This window comes from Chryseobacterium endophyticum (assembly GCF_056333165.1).
Genome location: NZ_JBWGXE010000009.1, coordinates 60,694 through 78,520 on the forward strand (window position 1 = coordinate 60,694; position 17,827 = coordinate 78,520).

Sequence of the window (17,827 nt, forward strand, 5' to 3'; positions counted from 1 at the left end):
TTTCTATCAAATTAACCAAACATAGATTTATATTCTAATAATTCAGCTTTATGTTGTAAAAAACCTGGAATAATTTCATTTTAGCCAAAACTAAAGTATATGAAAGAATTTAATGCAGCAAATGAAATTCAGGACTTACAGTATTTCGGTGAGTTCGGTGGCGTAAATCCGTCGATATCAGACAGCTCTACCTACACTTTTCTTTCCGCAAAAACAATGTTTGACACCTTTGAAGGGAATGCAGACGGTTGCTATTTATACTCAAGACATTCATCTCCCATGAACGTGTATCTTTCACAGGCCCTGGCGAAAATGGAAAACACGGAGGCAGCCAATGTAACGGCTTCAGGAATGGGAGCTATCACTTCCGTATTGCTTCAGCTCTGCAAAAGCGGTGACCATATCATTTCCAGCAGAACAATTTACGGCGGAACGTATGCTTTCATGAAAAATTTTCTGCCTCCATTTCATATTGATACTACTTTCGTGGACATCAATAATTTTGAGTCTGTCGAAAATTCCATAAAACCCAACACAAAGATTATATACTGTGAAAGTGTGAGCAACCCGCTATTAGAGGTTGCCGACCTCAGAAAGTTGTCTGAAATCTGTAAAAAGCACGATATTAAGCTGATCGTCGACAATACCTTCTCACCGCTTTCCATCTCACCCATTGTATTGGGAGCGGATATCGTGATCCATTCCCTTACAAAATTCATCAATGGAAGCAGCGATACCGTTGGCGGTGTCTACTGCGGAAACCAGGAGTTCATCAATGACACCAAAAATGTCAATACGGGAGCCTGTATGCTTCTGGGACCTACAATGGATAGCCTCCGTTCTGCAAGCATTCTGAAAAACCTCAGAACACTCCATATCAGGATGAAACAGCATAGCCACAACGCGCTCTATCTCGCTGAAAGATTTGAAGAAGACGGACTGAAAGTTTCCTATCCCGGACTGAAATCCCATAAAAACCACGAACTGATGAAAAGCATGATGCACCATGAGTACGGTTTCGGAGGATTATTAACCCTGGACGCAGGAACCATGGAAAAAGCCAATGAACTGATGGAACTGATGCAGAAAGAAAACCTGGGCTATCTTGCGGTAAGCCTCGGGTTCTACAAAACCTTATTCTCATGCTCAGGAAGCTCAACATCTTCTGAAATACCTGAAGAAGAACGTGCTGAAATGGGAATCTCCGACGGTCTGATAAGATTTTCCATCGGCCTCGATCACGACATCGAGAGAACTTACGAAAAGATGAGGGAATGTATGTTCAAAACAGGCATTCTCAACCATGAAACCATATCCATATCTTAATTATTATCTTAAAAGCTGTTGTTCATCCGACAGCTTTTTTTATTGTTACATTTTATGGAAGTGTTTTGGGAAAGCGTCTTCGGGTTTCATTTTAAAGATATTCAGTAAAATCCATGATTTTAAGAAACCATAGCCGTAGGAAAACATCTGGATATAAGTAGAAATCACGGCCATGCCGGCAATGCTGATATTTTTAGTCACGAACATCGCGTGGAAAAGGACCATAAAAGTATACAACCCATAAAACGCCAGGATAATCCCTTTCCCCATAATGAAGTACTCAAGGAAGCCCATGATATACCCCAATAAAAACAAAGTCGGGAAAGCGAAAGATATTTTTACGTAATTCGGGTGTCTTTGGTTAAGAATAGGCCTGGCGCAACCAAATTGATATACCTGCTTGGAAAACTTTCCGAAGTCTACCCTTCTCTTATGGTATACGGCAATGTTATCGAAAAATGCCGTTTTAAAACCGTTTTCCCAAAGCGTCATCGAAAGATCCGGATCCTCCCCGATTCTCATCTCCGAAAAACCGCCGACCTTTTCAAATACTTCCTTTTTAACACCCATATTAAAGCTTCTGGGCTGAAATTTGGAAACCGCCTTCTTGCTGCCGCGAATTCCGCCTGTGGTAAACACCGAGGTCATCGAATATGAAATAGCCTTCTGCATCAGGTTGAAACCCTTATGTGCTTTATCAGCTCCTCCGAAAGCATCACACGGAATGGTTTCAATATCCTTTTTTATATTTTCGATATAATCTTTTTCCACGATCACATCACTGTCCACAAAAACCAGCCAGTCATTTCCCGCTCTTCTCGATCCGAAATTCCTGGACAGGCCCGGCCCTGAATTTTCTTTCCTGAAGTATTTAATATTCAGAAAACTTTCAAAATTTTCGATGGTCGGACGCAGGTCAACGAGTGAGCCATCATCTACAATAATAATTTCAAAATCCTTATCCGTCTGGGCGGTAAGGGAAGTCAGGAGCTCAAAAAGCTCGTCTTTACGGTTAAAAATGGCAACGATAATGGAAATGGTAGGCCTCAAATCTGAAAATTTTTCAAAAATACTTATTCATAGAAGAATGACAAAGCTTTTATGATAATTTATAAGTGAGATCTATTTCAATAATAGCAGCCATCATTTAATTCAAATCTGAAGATTCCTGTCAGAAGATCCCCGAACTAAAATAGCCCCATAAAACAAAGGTTATGCAAAATGATAGAACTGAAAAACTAAAAAACAGCCATTGGAAAACATTTTTAAAATAATACTTATTCAAAAAATATAAGATCACAAAAATAAGGAGAGAAATGACAAGGCCTGATGATGACACCAGCAGGACAGACTGAACGGAATATTCTGAAGAAAGAGGTTTTTTAATCATCAGGAAAACCAAAACTGCCGAAAGAACATATAAGAAAACACTGACTTTCTCAGTAACGTATTTTCTTTTTTTCCTTGTATGAGACGAATTTCCAAAGTCCAGGCTGAGGAGTTCCATACATAGGTTTAATACATCAAAAAAGTCGAAATTCATAGGAGAATTTCGACAAAAATAAAAATTATTCTGTAAAACCGGAACTTAGTTCCGGTATGATTATTTAACCAGTTCGATCTCTACTGCTGAAAAACCTTTTGGAGATTTTTCCTTTTCGTAGGATACCTTATTACCTTTTTTCACAAGGTCTTTACAGTTGTTGCTGTGGAAGAAGATATTTTCCTTGCTCTTATCTTCCGTGATAAACCCGTAGCCTTTCTCACTGAAAAAAGTAACGATACCTGTTTTTCTGATTTCCTCTGCTTCGATAGGAGCTGCCCCCAACTGGATATCATCAATATTGATTTCCGCTTTCTCAGCATGATCAGGTGGAGTTGATGTCAGTTGACCGTTTGCATCTACATACATCAACATGTCATCAAGACTTTTACCTTTGTTGTTGCTCGTTTTACGCTCTTCACGCTTAAGAGCTTTCTCCTTTTGTTTTTGAATTTTCTTTTTGAAATTTTCTTTTTTAGAAAAAGAATCCGCCATATATTATTATAAAATTTAATTGTTACTGAATAAAACCTTTCCGCCGAACGAAAAGAATAAAAAGCTTTGAATAAGATCTCTGATTACGCCAATGCGCTCAGTAAAATAGTATTGAATCTGTCAGCTGTAAAAGCAAAAAACCGATTGGTAAATAGAAATTCTAAACTTATACAGAGAAGGCCATGACCTTTTATTACCTACAAAGATACGAAAAAACACCCAAACTTCCTAGTAATGAATTGTATTTCAATTTGTTTTTTAGCTAATCTGCTGTTTACGGCATAGATCCGGTTCAGAAGTCTCGCGTGATAACCATACGGAATTACTTAAAAACTAAACATAAAATGGCTTTAAAGATCTTAAATTACTTTTGTGACTGAATCTTAAATGCCTCCTTTTTCGTTTTTGCCAAGTTTTTAATGAAAATCTCGAAAATTTTAACATTATTACCTAAAAATTTAGCTTAGAGACTTAAAATTTTAGCCAAGACACTTAAAACTTTAGCTAAAAGACTTAAAACTTTGGCCTAAAGACCTAAACGGAAGGTAGAAACACCTAAACGGAAGATAAAAACACTTAAACCCATCGACGGCCCGTTATGCTGTACACGCGCGGATTTGACTTCCATCGGCGGGTTGCAGGCGCTGTGTCCCCCACCTTTTGTATCATCCTCCCAGAGTATAAAAATGAGTTCTTTCCGCGGCATCCCTGTCTACAATTTCGCCTTATTTAATTTTATTTTATTTTTACTTGAAATTAGATTGTCTATGTATGTATTTTCTAATGTATAGATTTTATTTTCTTTATTTATCTTAAGGAGATTATTGTCCTCCATATTAAATATTATACTATCAACACTCTGTTCCTTTAATTTTAATTTAAAAGATTTTTCTTCCACATAACTTGAAATATTAAAAACTGCTGAATCTTTATTAATATTTATAGTAACCGTTGCCCATCCTCTTGGATCAGCTGATTCATCTTTTAATTTCAAAAAACTTCCTTCATAACGTCCATACCATTGGTTTTCTTTGGGATTGGTTTTGGTTGTTACATTTTTATTAAAATTCAAATAATCATCATTTAAAATACTGCTAATTAAAAAATTACCATCTTTGTTTTTAGATAATAAAAGATCAATATCAGTTCTTTTTTCGCCTTTTTCTTCAAATAAATAAAAACTAACTCTATATTCATCTTTATTTTTTAAAGGTTCAATTTTCAGTGTTTTTTTAATAACATCTCCTGAATAATCCTGTGCTTTTATAAAAGGATCATAGTCTAAAATAAGATTATCATTGTCTCTAAGACTATCAATTATTTTAATAACTCTTTCAGAAACATATAATTTCATCTTATTTTTGTCCTGTATATTATTATCATTACCATAAAAATTGATATAAAAATTTTTGATAATACTAATTGCTTTTGTATTGTCATTTTCTACATTTGTGGTAGAAGTATTTAAATTTTTATCAATAGTTACTGGCGCTTTCTTACAGCTTATCATTATAAGCAAACCAAAAATTAATACGGCTATTTTTTTCATTGTATTTTTAGCATCATTCAATTTCATTTCCATATAATAAAAGTTTATTTAGAAAATCAGGTTTCCATTTTTCTATATGTATATTTTGAAGTTCCGATGCCTGTCCCGATGTCTCTTTTTTTTCACCATTTAAATTAGTAGAGCAATAAAATTTACCAGTAATAAAATTGAATGATTTGGAGTAACTGCTTTTGTTCTGTTTTTTATAACTTAGATCATAACCTATGATTTGTACCTTCTTACTCTTGTCATTAAATCTAAACTTAATCTTTTCAATTATATTTTTTTTGTCTCCAGAAATATCAGGTTTTGTTGTTTGATCTGCATACTCCACACGTAATTCTACAATTTTACCTTGTATAATTGGGTCACTGACGTAATAAACTGAATAATCATTATTATATAAAATACTATTGTTTAAGACAGGTGCTTTGATTGTTTCATTTAAGGTTGATAAATGAAAAGATAACTCAAAATTTAACATTTCTTTGTCTGGTTTTGCGAGAATTTTTACATCATCATTTATTTTATCATTATCAAAAAATAAACTTTTGTTTGGTTCATATAATGTGTCAATATTATATTTTGTAAAATTGTCATTAAAATGTTTCTGACAAGAAATATTAATTATAACCATACATGTTATACAAAAAAATATTTTTTTCATTTTATTTATCTTTATTCTTTTACTGGTATATTTGATGTTTTTTTTATAACCTTTCTTGGATAGTGTTTCTGGTTTCTGACGCAGCTCACGGAAACTCCCTTTATCACGTACATATATTTTCCAGTTAGCAAAATCTACTTTTTCTTTGTCATTAAGATCATAAATTCTGCTGACTGAAAAGGCTTTTTATAATTTTTCATTCTAACTTCTTGAGTTTGAGTTTGAGTTTTTTTCCATCATTAAAGTATAGATCAATATATGGGCTTTCCCAAATGTAGTTTTTCCCATTAAATATAATTGTACCAAGATCTTTTGTTTTTTCTAAAGCCCAACTATCTGTATTGTCTAAATTATTTTCAAATTTCAATTTAATTTGATTATTTTCATAAATTCCGGACAAATAAAATAATTGGTAAAGCTGATAGCCTTTCGCTTCATAAATAATTGAATCATTCTTTATAGTTAATGATAAATCATGAATATCCCTCCAGTCCTTGCTATTTTCATTTAAGGAAATTATGTAAGCCCCATTCCAATTATTACGATGATTGCTACTTTTAGTTATTAAAATCCTACGATAACTTTTATATATACCATTTAGTTTTTCTTTAGCAAGAATTGAAGTATTAAAATATTCCTTTTTTTGTGATTTTACTTTAGGATTTGAATTGATATAAATTGGTTCTTCATATTTATAAATTTCACATTCACCCGTTTTTAATTTTTTATTAAAAGTAAATTTATATAAAGACTTGCCCATTTCTCCCAACACTTCACTCTCTACTGTAGAATCTTTATTGATCTTATTTATAAATAATTTAACATTTTCACCTTCTGTAGAATTTATAAATACAGTTGTATCTTTTATTAGCTTTAGAGTATCAGTAGTAGTATTTTCTTTCTCTACTGATAAAAGCTTTTTAGAATTATCTTTTTTGCATGAGATAATAATACCCCAAAGTACAATTAGTATTATGCTTAAACTATTTTTCATCTTTTCTTAAACTGATTAATATTGAGGTAAATTTGGCACATTATCACTTGTCTTAGCCCAATTTATAAGGTAACCATTTTGAGTTACTTTTAAATCTTGTCGATCAATTTTTATTAGATCACTTTTTATATAAAATTTATTGTCTTTATCTTTGGAAATAATTGCTAAAGGATTTCTTACTTTATTATTACGATCAAATATATACAGGACGTTGTCTTTTACATTAATTTCGACTTTGTAATTAAATTCATTATCACCACTAAAACCAAATTCTTTATTATTCTTAAAAATATTTATGTAATAATTACCTATTTTTTGACTATTAAGATCATAAGGGTATATCCAATAAATGCCTTCCCAATCTAAATATTCTTCTCTATTTAAAGTTTTATTTATGTCACCTAATTCATTTTGTCTCTCATTTTCTTCTTTCAAAAACTTAATAACATAGCTTTTATTTGTGTTAAGATCTTTTAAATTAATAATCATGAATTTATAATCTGGATATGTAATTAGGTCTTTTTCTAAATCGAGATTATAAATATTTTTTTTGTTAATTTTTGATATTTTTTGATACTTATTAAAGTCTGAAATACAACAAGATTTCAATTCATTTTCAGGTATGTTTTTGTAATATCTTAAAAAAGTACTATATGCTTGGTAATATATTTTTTGTCTATTTAACTTTTTGAAAGTTTGAAATTCACTGCTTTTTGATAATTTGTTTAAAGGAGATATTACAAAATTTGGGGTTATTTTTTCCTTTATAATAAAATCTATAGGTAAAAATTGTGTCCTTTTTTCATCTCCAGAGAAATTAAATCCTATATTATATTTAATTGTTATATTAAATTTATGATCACCTTCAATCTTTATATTTTTCCCATCAAAATTGTCAGATTCGAGGAATCTTTTTTTAACTATTATAGTGTCATTTCTATTTATAATTTCAAAATCTTTTTTAATATTTGGGTTAACACTTGTCAATTCGCCAATAAATAAATTTAAATCTTTATCAAGATTAATTTCTAAATAATTATTTAAATTCTCTTTATTATTATTTATTCTTGCTTGTATCTTCTGTTCCTTTTTTTGGCAACTGATAAGAGAAAAAAAAACTAATTAATATACACAATAGGTATTTCATTATTCTATAATTTTAACATTAACTGATTTTACTTCTTCTAACTTTATATTATTTAATCCAATGTGTCCATGATCATGATGAGCTCCAACATTAGGATTTACACCATATATTCTAAAATCTAACATTCCCGTAGCATAATTATTCATTAGATTTAGTTTATTTTATTGTTACTATCCATTAATATTATTTAATTTTAATTAAGGGCATTTCGTTGTTTCCTGGATTAATAAAGTATATAGGATTTCCCGAAATATAATACTCATTATAAGATTTTTCAACATAAATTGTTCCCATATCATCTGATGAAGGATCGTAAATTATTTTAATTTTGTTAAAATCAAATTTTTCAGCCTTTACATTTGAATATTTAGTTTTTATGCCCTCTTCAGTAAGATTTATCGAAATGTCATTTAATGAATTTATGGTGATGTCAAAAATTGTTTTTACATTATCTTTATTTGATGCTTCAAATTGAAATGTTCCTTTCCATGGACTATTCTCTGTCCGTATAGTCTTTTCAGAATCTTCTAAAGAAAATTTTTTTTGCTTTATTCTAACAATTTTTCCTTCTGAATTTATTTTATTATGCGACCATTTTTCCACATTTGTTCCAGATTCATCTTCAGCTATATCAAGTAAATAAATGTTATCATTACTAATAAAATAATTTCTTTCTTTTACTGTTAAGGCTTCAGAAAAATTTATCGAGCGATAAATTATAATAGAATCTGTAATATTCTTATTAATTTCTATATACAATGTTGCTTGATTATATACATCTGCATTCTGAGTATTGTTAGGTTTAGTAGTTTTAATGAAAATTTTAGCGCTGGAACCTTTATTTCCAATGGAAATTTTAGATTTTAAAGAACTTAATTTTTCATAATTAAATTTTATTCTTGACAAAGCACATTTTAAGTTGTCATCTTTTACTTGATTATCTGCACGTCCAAAGAGAGAACCATTTAATTTACATGTTGGCTCAATTGAATTTACAAAATTCAAATCTGAGATTAATGGATCACCTTGCCATGCTTTATTTAATTCAAACGTCTTTGAAATTGCATTTATACTAATCTTTTCTTGTGTTTTTTTGCAAGAAAATATGCTTAAATAGCATAAAATAATTATTATTTTTTTCATTGTTCTTTTATAATTTTTATTATTGAACTATCAAAATTTCCTGAATGTAGATGACTATTATGAAGCGCTCCACCGTTACCTGCCCTTTTCAGTTTCTCACAATAACTATTTATTCCTTTTAATACTTCAGTAAAGTGAAAAAATTTAGCATTATCAATTACTTTTTGGTCTTGTTCAGTTACACCTAAATAGAGTGTATCAACACTTCTACCATTACAATGCTCGGATTGACATTTCGCCAAAGGTAAAAGTTCCATCTCCGGTTTTTTTAATATTTGTTGAAGTAAACTTCCCATTGCTTCTCTTTTTGAAAAGCTCCCAGGTTACCATCGCAGGATTTCTCTCACCTTGTGGAGTGTCTTCATACCAACCTGCAATGTGATAGGTATTTTTCTCTCCGACAATAGGAGTAGAGTTTCCCGAAACCATGGAAACTCCGTGCTTGCCTTTATTCGCAAGCTGTTTTTTTACCTCTGCTTCGTGTATTCTTTTTTCTTCTGCTAACTTTAATAGGAGTATCATCGTGAATAAACAATTCTATACGATCAATTTTCTTGTTCTTTCCTGGGAGTACTTTTACTTTCAATCCGGGAGGAGCAGATTTTTCAGGTTCGTACAAGTAAGCTTCTATTAAAATTTCCTTACCTACAAGCTTTTGGTTGTTAATGGTTAGAGGTATTTTATAACCTTTCTTAGGTGGCGTTCCTGGTTTCTGACGCAGCTCACGGAAACTCCCTTTATCGCGTACATATATTTTCCAGTTACCAAAATCTACTTTTTCTTTGTCATTAAGATCATAAATTCTGCCGACTTCATAATAAACAGTTTCTCCCAGATGTATTTCTTCCGGACCTTTGATTTTTGAGATTCCTTTTTTAAAGACTTAATTAAAATGATATAGCATTTTTATATGGTTTAAGGAATTAATTATTTTTAGTTAATTCAAGCCAATTCATATTTAAAAACCTTTTACCTCTTATAAAGTATTTACCATTTTCTTTTTTTATGTCAAAACTACTGTCTTCAATATTACTGGTACAAATACCTGACTCTCCTGTGTGTACTAGATGTATAATTTTTTTTTTATCAATAACAGAATAGTCGCCTTCACAATATGCCTCAATAGAATTTTTAGTACCTATACCTAAGACTGCTTTACTTTTATTTATATTGATATAATATTCCATATCAATCTGATCCTCACTCTCTATGCTTTCAACTTTGGTTTTTATATAGTAATCACCATCCCAATTTTGCGTAGTATTGTCTGAATTCAATTTATATAATTCTGGAAAAGAATCTTTGAAAAATTTATTATTAGCATAGGGTGGAAGGATTTCTATTTTGACACGTTTTTTTAAATCCCATTTTTTTGAATTGGGATTATACAAAAATAAATTTGCGTGAGCTCCTTTTTTAAGATCAATACTTTCTTCGGTACAGCCGTTAGAATTATCTAAATCATTTTTTTCTATTTGCAATAAAAATATATTATAGGTATCTAGTTTTCCATTTAATATTTTTGAAATAGTCTTATTCTCTGTTTGTAGATCGTCATAGTTATATTTGTTTAATTTAAAATATTCATTTTCCCAAAAAAAGAATGATTTTTTTTCTTTAGGAATAAAATGTATTGAAAAATAACCTTCATTACTACAATTTAAATAGCTATAAAAAGGATGATCTGCAGGAGTTGACTCGTCTACAGACATTTTATATCCTGAAAAATATTTTTTATTAAAAAAATCGAAATTATTTTCTGTTTTAGACTCTATTATTTTTTTTTGAGCTTCTCCTTTGCAAGAAATTAAAAAAACGAGGATAAATAGATAGAATATTTTATTTGATTGCATTTCCATTTTTGTCAAATTTTGTTTTCATATAATTTTCTGCTTTTACTCTATATGCACCTAAGTGATAGAAATTGTTGTATCCATCTCCTTTTGTCGCTGCTTCGATGTGCACATGCCAATAATTTTTATTAATTCCATGTGCAGCCTTTCCGTTTGGAAATTCAGAACTGGAAGCATTTCCTGTTGAACCAGATAAAGCTACTTTTTGACCATGCTTAACATTGTCTCCTTTTTTTACATATATTTTATCTAAATGACAATATAAGATAAAGATAATTTTCCCTTCCTTATCTTTAGATTTAATCATTAATGTATTTCCTAAACTATGTTCTTTATACTCATTTGTTTTAAAACTATCTACTATGGATACTACTTTACCACACATCAAAGAATGTACATCTTTATAAGTTGAACCTGAAACAATATCAATACCTTTATGGCCTCTTACTGAATTATAACCAAACCGATTATTATTTTTACCATGATTATCCGAGCTTATTTCTGGGTTTTCCCATACATCAGCATAGTTAAAACATTGTGAATAATCATCGGGGCAATTTCCAATTGATACGTTTTCTTTCTTTACTATTATACCGCAAACAAATTGACTTTCTTTATTTATTAAGCCCTCTGAATAACTTGATCTATACCTAGATAATATCTCAACTCTTTGAATAATACCATCATTATTATTTTCTTGATCAACACTCTTATTAGCGTTATAGTCTCTGGTATTTTCTTTATTTTTACCTTTAGTATAAAGGGGGAAGTCATCTTTTTTTCCAACCCCAATTGGAGCAAATATATGTAAATATATATCCTCAGTAGTTTTAATTCTTTCATTTGCAGAATGTAATTGAAAATATTTTTTAACATAATCTAGTTGCATGATTTCTGTCATTAAGGCAAGTTTTCTTTTTGTTAGACGTAATGAGAACTCTTTGTTCATTTCGTTTATTGATGCAGGGGTAAATTGAATCAGACCTACAGGACCAGAAAAATTTTCATCTAGTTTACTAACTTCATCTTTAGAAAGCCCTACATTTTTTTTTTATTTTTACCATTTGAATTTTTGTATTCTTGTAGAATAATTTTTGAAGCCGAAAATGTATGAGCAGTTTCCACGCTCATAACCGCCATCAATCCATTTGCCATTTCAATTTTCCTGCTTTCTCCCCACAGATCAGCACAAATCTCCACAACCTTCTTCCTAAACTCACAACTCACTTTATCTCCCCAAACCAAATCATACTGCTGGCACAAACATTGACCCTCCCGTTTCTTTATCGGCTGACTCTTCACCCCCACAGTCGACCTCCCATGTGTCCTATTCACCGTAACCTCCTTATTCTTCTGTGCTTTTCCCTTTATCTCCGCCCAATCATGGAGAAGATAGCCATCTGCCTGATGGATCAGAAGATTCTTCTCCTCTCTTTTGGATGGAGGTTTTTGTTCTGCTGGAGAACCTGATGCTTTAGGATGGGATACCTTCTTTTCCGGAACTTTATGGAAAGGATTACGAACATTTATATTCTTAGAATCATGAGTCTTGCCTTTGTAATATTCTACCGTTACATAAAACTCAAATTCTTTGGCGTCAGCTTCACCTTTCATGGCTTTCTGCATCAAACCTTTCGTTAGGGTAAATTCTACGACGGCCAGCCCGTTATGCTGTACGCGTGCGGATTTGACTTCTATCGGCTGGTTGCCGGCGCTGTGTCCGCCTCCTTTTGAATCATCCTCCCAGAGTATAAAAATGAGTTCTTTCCGCAACATCCCTATGGTATGTGCTTTTGCCCGAAGCCGATCATAGAAGCTGAAAGTATCACTCTTTTTATCATCCACATAATGAAGTTCTACTTTTCCTATCTTGGGAATAGCTGAGGGTTTAGGATTGATGATCAGCCCACCGCCTTCCGGCCTGTAGAGATAGGCCTCCAGACGATAGGTATTTCGGATGGACATTTCGCCAAAGGTAAAAGTTCCGTCTCCGGTTTTTTTAATATTTGTTGGAGTAAATTTCCCATTGCTTCTCTTCTTGAAAAGCTCCCAGGTTACCAATGCAGGATTTCTATCAACCTGTGGTGTGTCCTCATACCAACCTGCAATGTGATAGGTATTTTTCTCTCCCACAATAGGAGTAGAGTTTCCTGAAATCATTGAAATACCATGCTTTCCCTTAGCGGCAAGCTTTTTATTTGCCTCCACTTCCTGCATTCTTTTTTCTTCTGCCAATTCTCTGTAATATTCCTGCTCATATTTTTCATTTTCATCAGCAAGAAAACTAAACTTTCTTTTTGCCATATTTTGTGTTTTTTAAATTAATAAGCATCCAGTTGTCCTTCATCTATATCATCAATAAAACTCCTTAAATCCACCAACGGATTGATATAGCTGTGGAAATTTCTGTCCGCATTCCTGAAGTTCTGTTTGGTCAGCTCTTCCCGCTGACCGTGATCCAGTACTTTTATTTTTCCGCCGATGGTGCATTGGAGCTCTGAGATTTCGGTGATAAGGGCATTGTCCATAACTTTTACATCCTGATAGAACTTCTGCCATTTGCCAGCGGGAGAAAAAGTGCAGGGTTTTCCGTTTTGAAGCGAACAACTTCCAAACGGCACTACAGACGGATTGAAGCACACATCATTTTGGGTTACTGCAAGGTAATCGTCAGACGAACCTTCGTCATTGACATAAAGCTTCTTGTGGCTGATAACCTTAAATTGTGGAAACTTAGCCCCTTTATCACAAATGGCCTTCCCTTTCTGGATGACAAAGAGCTTTCCGTCGTGTTCACTCTCAGATTTCTCTTCAGATTCGTTTTTCTTTTCCTGCTGATCTTCATTGGTTTCTGTCTGATGATTTTCTGAAATTTCCTTTGCATTTAATGCTGCAATCTTCTTTGCTTTATTGCCCTCTATTTCATTGTTGATTTTCTCCACTTCATGAGGTTCCGGGATGGTAAGAATCATTCCTTCACGGATATCATCTCCGATACCTTTCTCTATAGGGCCATTAAAATTGTGGAATCTTTTCAGCGTATAGGCATCAGGTAATCCTATATCATGGGCGATAGACGATAAAGTCTCGCCTTTCTTTACTTTATATTCTCTCATTTGTGCGTTTTTGTGTGTTGAACGTATGTAAAAATTATTTCAAATGTATATGTATTTCCTTTGTCTCATAACCTAATGATTCTACTTTTATTTCGGCCTTTTGCAGTATCTTCTTCTTTTTATCCAAAAAGTATTGAGCCGTGATCGTAGATTCGGGTACTTCACCTCCATCTTGTTCCTCCTTTGTACTTTTGATATTCCCAAAGCTTTCGTCCAGGCCGCATTTATCAATAGACTCAGACTCCTGCTTTATCATAATCAGTTCATCACTGATGTCGATTTCATACGAATTTTCGTATTGTATTTCATCAAAAAAGAAATTACTTACATTTTCAGATTTCCCTCTAGAATACCTTTTAAAATAAACCGAAAGATAAAACTGAAAAAAAATTTCTTTCCTCATATAAAAGGCCAGAAGATCCCTGTTCTCTATAACCGTGTTCATCTCATCAATATATTGTAGAGATAGAGGGTCTTCATAGAGGTTGCAGAGGTTTTGTTTTAGGGTTTTCCATTTGCTGTAAAGCTCTCTGTAGTTATGGATATGAGACAATAAACCATTTTTATCAATCCCTACCTCAACATCAAAAAACACAGAAGTACATTTCGATGCCAGATCATAGACTTTCAGATCCGGGCTTTCACCATTTAACAAGATCTTTCCTTTTCTGAATTTAAAAATATAATGAGAATCATTTCTATCCACATATCGTAACAGAACTTCAAATTGCGTATGATCTGTTTTAGTTTCGGAAATATCTTTTATTTCAACGATATAAGTATGATCAATAGCCCGAAAATCAGGGGCTAAATCTCCATTTTTGATCAGATCCTGATTTTTTATATTATTTAATTCAATATTGAAATTTCTTTTTTCTAAAATAGTACGGATATCCTCCTGATCCGGGATAAAAATTTCCTGTCCGGTAAAAAGAGTGGTCCCCAGATGATTGCTGTTTTTAGGTACATGCTGATAATGGAAATGTTTTAAAACATCTATATCCGGAATCTCATAGAGTTCAGCAATCTGCTCCAAAGTCTCTCCCTTTTTTACAATATGGCATTTTAGATAAAAGCTCATACCGTAAAAAATGTTTTGAAAGTCAGCCCTGAAATTAAAGAAGAAAAAATAGAAGTCTCCTGAAAAGGGAAATTTTGTGAAAGTATATTTTTCATGTATTTGCATTTCTGTTGGCTCAAAAATATAAAAATTAATTTAAATTTTTGCTGCAAACATAAAATCCGGTAAATTCAAGGGTATAGATATTTTTTTTGAATTTAAATAAAAACGGAACTACATATTCGCTTATACACAATTTCAGCAAACATAAAAAAGCTTTTAGCTTAGGTTTAAATTGGGAAAAATCTATGAGTTCTTAAGCTAGATTTTGGCAATGCGGTGGAATATTCTTGCATAGAAAAGTAATATTCTTGCGTAGCAAACTTTATTTTTTGTGAAGAAATAATCTCATCGCTATCCCTGCTCATAATTCCGCAGTCTGGATTTGCAACCTCTGCCACCCTTCAATTAAAATAACTATTTCATAATACCCCCCAAACAAAAAACCACCGGAATTCCGGTGGTTTAATATTGTGATTGATAACAATGATCTTATTCTTCAGTAGAAGGATTCTGATCTCCTGCCGGCTGATCACCTTCAGGTCTTCTTTCTCTTTCCTGTCTTCTCTCTCCGTCATTTCTCCTTTCTCCATCATGTCTTCTTTCACGGTCTCCTTCAGGTCTTCTTTGTCCTTCGGGTCTTCTCTGGCCTTCAGGTCTATTCGGTCTGTCAGAACGCTCAGGTCTTCCCTGTCCTTCCGCTTTAGGAGGTCTTGGTAAAAGAACTTTTCTGGAAAGCTTCATTTTCTTACGGTCATCATACCCCATGAACTTCACTTCCACTTCATCGCCTTCGTTGTAAGGAACTTTGTCCAAACGGGACCATTCGATCTCAGAGATGTGAAGAAGCCCTTCAGTACCTTTTGCAATCGCTACGAAAGCTCCGAAGTCCATTACCTTCACTACTTTCCCGTTATACACTTCTCCAACGACCGGTACGAAAGTAATCTCGTTGATTTTCGCAATCGCTTCATTGATCTTCTCTCTGCTAACCCCGGAAATTTCGATTCTTCCGATCTCACCGATTTCTTCAATGGCAATAACGGTATCGGTATCTTTCTGCATCTGCTGAATGATCTTTCCTCCAGGCCCGATTACGGCACCGATGAACTCTTTAGGGATTTCCATCATCACCATTTTCGGAGCGTGTGGCTTCACATCAGCTCTAGGTTCAGCGATGGTTTCCGTGATTTTATCTAAAATGTGCAATCTGCCATCTTTAGCCTGCATCAAAGCTTTTTCCATAATGTCCATGGACAGTCCCTGGATTTTGATATCCATCTGGCAAGCGGTGATTCCGTCTGCCGTTCCGGTAACTTTAAAGTCCATATCCCCCAGGTGATCTTCATCCCCTAAGATATCTGATAATACGGTGAAATTTCCAGTTTTGGTATCCGTTACCAGTCCCATCGCAATCCCGGAAACCGGCTTTGCAATCTGGATCCCGGCATCCATCAGCGCAAGCGTTCCTGCACAAACGGTAGCCATGGAAGACGAACCGTTGGATTCAAGGATATCGGAAACAATTCTGATCGTGTATGGATTTTCTTCAGGAATCATGTTCGCCAAAGCTCTCTGAGCAAGGTTTCCGTGACCAACCTCTCTTCTGGAAGTTCCTCTTAAAGGTCTTGCTTCCCCTGTTGAGAACGGTGGGAAATTATAATGTAAGAAGAATCTTTCGTCGTAATTTACCATAACGCTGTCTACCATGTTGGCATCTTTAATAGATCCCAGCGTTACAGCGGTAAGAGACTGCGTTTCCCCTCTCGTGAAAACAGCAGATCCGTGAGCTCCCGGTAAATAATCGATCTCACTCCAGATCGGACGGATGGTTTCAGGATCACGACCGTCAAGACGGATTTTTTCATTTAAAATCATCTGACGCATCGCCTCTTTTTCCACATCGTGGTAATATACTTTTACGAAAGGCGTTACTCTTTCCAGCTCTTCAGGATTATCTACGTACTGCGCAAGGAATTCTTCACGTACCGCTTTGAATTTTTCCGCTCTTTCTTCTTTTCCTGAAGGGGTTTTCGCTACTTCGTATACTTTATCGTATGTTTCTTTCCACACTTTTTCACGGATGGCTTCATCGTGGGTTTCGTGGATGTATTCTCTTTTCGGGAAAGATTTACCTACTTTTTCAGCCAGTCTTTCCTGTGCTTCCACCTGCTTTTTGATTTCCGCATGCGCGAAAGTAATGGCTTCCAGCATTTCCTGCTCGGAGATTTCTTTCATTTCCCCTTCTACCATTACGATAGAATCTTTAGTTGCTCCAACCATAATATCCAGGTCGGAATCTTTAAGATCTGCATAATTCGGGTTGATGGAAAGTTCGCCGTTGATTCTTACCACTCTCACTTCAGACATCGGTCCGTTGAAAGGAATATCGGTAATGGCAATCGCTGAAGATGCCGCAAGACCGGCAAGGTCATCAGGAATCGACTGTCCGTCGTAAGAGATCAGGGAAATCATCACCTGAACTTCTGCGTGGAAATCTTCCGGGAATAAAGGTCTTAATACTCTGTCTACAAGACGCATCGTCAGAATTTCCTGATCGGAAGGACGTGCCTCTCTTCTGAAAAAGTTTCCGGGGATCTTACCGCCGGCATAAAACTTCTCTCTGTAATCTACCGTTAACGGTAAAAAATCCACTCCTGGATTTGCTTCTTTGTTTGCGACAACCGTTGCCAACAGCATGGTTCCGCCCATTTTTACGACAACAGATCCGTCGGCCTGCTTGGCCAGTTTTCCTGTTTCAATAGTGATTTCTCTGCCGTCTGCAAGAGTAATCAGCTCTGTAATTGCTTGAGGTACACTCATAAATTTGTTTGTGTTGCACTCCGTATTGAGTGCTTTAAGATTATATTTCGT

Annotated in this window: 17 protein-coding genes; 1 reads left to right on the top strand and 16 read right to left on the bottom strand. The window is 33.8% G+C overall.

Annotated elements, in window-relative coordinates; translation table 11 throughout:
• Positions 1 to 99 precede the first annotated feature (99 nt).
• Positions 100 to 1,326, top strand: coding sequence for an aminotransferase class I/II-fold pyridoxal phosphate-dependent enzyme (locus AC0N32_RS17285; protein WP_476395089.1), 1,227 nt, complete (start codon positions 100 to 102; stop codon positions 1,324 to 1,326).
• A gap of 45 nt (positions 1,327 to 1,371) precedes the next feature.
• Here AC0N32_RS17285 and AC0N32_RS17290 read toward each other — a convergent pair whose 3' ends face one another.
• The 16 genes from AC0N32_RS17290 to AC0N32_RS17365 all read right to left on the bottom strand — a co-directional run bounded on the left by AC0N32_RS17290 (position 1,372) and on the right by AC0N32_RS17365 (position 17,776).
• Positions 1,372 to 2,376 (bottom strand): glycosyltransferase family 2 protein, encoded by a 1,005-nt coding sequence (locus AC0N32_RS17290; protein WP_476395090.1) that lies wholly within the window; start codon positions 2,374 to 2,376, stop codon positions 1,372 to 1,374.
• A 553-nt stretch (positions 2,377 to 2,929) separates the two neighbouring features.
• Positions 2,930 to 3,364 (bottom strand): cold shock domain-containing protein, encoded by a 435-nt coding sequence (locus AC0N32_RS17295; RefSeq protein ID WP_476395091.1) that lies wholly within the window; start codon positions 3,362 to 3,364, stop codon positions 2,930 to 2,932.
• Positions 3,365 to 4,076: 712 nt separating this feature from the next.
• Complete coding sequence (locus tag AC0N32_RS17300) at positions 4,077 to 4,946, bottom strand: DUF3828 domain-containing protein (RefSeq protein WP_476395092.1); 870 nt, start codon at positions 4,944 to 4,946, stop codon at positions 4,077 to 4,079.
• A complete protein-coding gene (locus AC0N32_RS17305; protein ID WP_476395093.1) occupies positions 4,927 to 5,580 on the bottom strand; it encodes a hypothetical protein in 654 nt (217 codons plus the stop codon). Before AC0N32_RS17305 ends, AC0N32_RS17300 begins: the two co-directional genes overlap by 20 nt.
• 196 nt (positions 5,581 to 5,776) lie before the next feature.
• A complete protein-coding gene (locus AC0N32_RS17310; protein ID WP_476395094.1) occupies positions 5,777 to 6,574 on the bottom strand; it encodes a hypothetical protein in 798 nt (265 codons plus the stop codon).
• Positions 6,575 to 6,589: 15 nt separating this feature from the next.
• A complete protein-coding gene (locus AC0N32_RS17315; RefSeq protein WP_476395095.1) occupies positions 6,590 to 7,561 on the bottom strand; it encodes a hypothetical protein in 972 nt (323 codons plus the stop codon).
• A gap of 159 nt (positions 7,562 to 7,720) precedes the next feature.
• Positions 7,721 to 7,867 carry a hypothetical protein gene (locus AC0N32_RS17320; RefSeq protein WP_476395096.1) on the bottom strand — a complete coding sequence of 49 codons (147 nt, stop codon included), beginning with the start codon at positions 7,865 to 7,867 and terminating at the stop codon, positions 7,721 to 7,723.
• 37 nt (positions 7,868 to 7,904) lie between these two features.
• Positions 7,905 to 8,864 carry a hypothetical protein gene (locus AC0N32_RS17325; RefSeq protein WP_476395097.1) on the bottom strand — a complete coding sequence of 320 codons (960 nt, stop codon included), beginning with the start codon at positions 8,862 to 8,864 and terminating at the stop codon, positions 7,905 to 7,907.
• The gene (locus AC0N32_RS17330) at positions 8,861 to 9,121 is read right to left on the bottom strand and encodes a hypothetical protein (protein WP_476395098.1); all 261 of its coding nucleotides are present in this window, start codon (positions 9,119 to 9,121) and stop codon (positions 8,861 to 8,863) included. Before AC0N32_RS17330 ends, AC0N32_RS17325 begins: the two co-directional genes overlap by 4 nt.
• A complete protein-coding gene (locus AC0N32_RS17335; protein WP_476395099.1) occupies positions 9,078 to 9,386 on the bottom strand; it encodes a hypothetical protein in 309 nt (102 codons plus the stop codon). The genes AC0N32_RS17330 and AC0N32_RS17335 overlap by 44 nt, the downstream gene beginning before the upstream one ends.
• 401 nt (positions 9,387 to 9,787) lie before the next feature.
• Positions 9,788 to 10,723, bottom strand: coding sequence for a hypothetical protein (locus AC0N32_RS17340; protein ID WP_476395100.1), 936 nt, complete (start codon positions 10,721 to 10,723; stop codon positions 9,788 to 9,790).
• Positions 10,704 to 11,666, bottom strand: coding sequence for a M23 family metallopeptidase (locus AC0N32_RS17345; RefSeq protein WP_476395101.1), 963 nt, complete (start codon positions 11,664 to 11,666; stop codon positions 10,704 to 10,706). The genes AC0N32_RS17340 and AC0N32_RS17345 overlap by 20 nt, the downstream gene beginning before the upstream one ends.
• Positions 11,667 to 11,755: 89 nt before the next feature.
• Entirely contained in the window at positions 11,756 to 13,021 is a 1,266-nt protein-coding gene (locus AC0N32_RS17350; protein ID WP_476395102.1) for a hypothetical protein, read from the bottom strand.
• 17 nt (positions 13,022 to 13,038) lie between these two features.
• Positions 13,039 to 13,833 carry a PAAR-like protein gene (locus tag AC0N32_RS17355; protein WP_476395103.1) on the bottom strand — a complete coding sequence of 265 codons (795 nt, stop codon included), beginning with the start codon at positions 13,831 to 13,833 and terminating at the stop codon, positions 13,039 to 13,041.
• 34 nt (positions 13,834 to 13,867) lie between these two features.
• Complete coding sequence (locus AC0N32_RS17360; RefSeq protein WP_476395104.1) at positions 13,868 to 14,914, bottom strand: LysM peptidoglycan-binding domain-containing protein; 1,047 nt, start codon at positions 14,912 to 14,914, stop codon at positions 13,868 to 13,870.
• A gap of 531 nt (positions 14,915 to 15,445) precedes the next feature.
• Positions 15,446 to 17,776, bottom strand: a complete 2,331-nt coding sequence (locus AC0N32_RS17365) for a polyribonucleotide nucleotidyltransferase (RefSeq protein WP_476395105.1) — start codon at positions 17,774 to 17,776, stop codon at positions 15,446 to 15,448.
• Positions 17,777 to 17,827 lie beyond the last annotated feature (51 nt).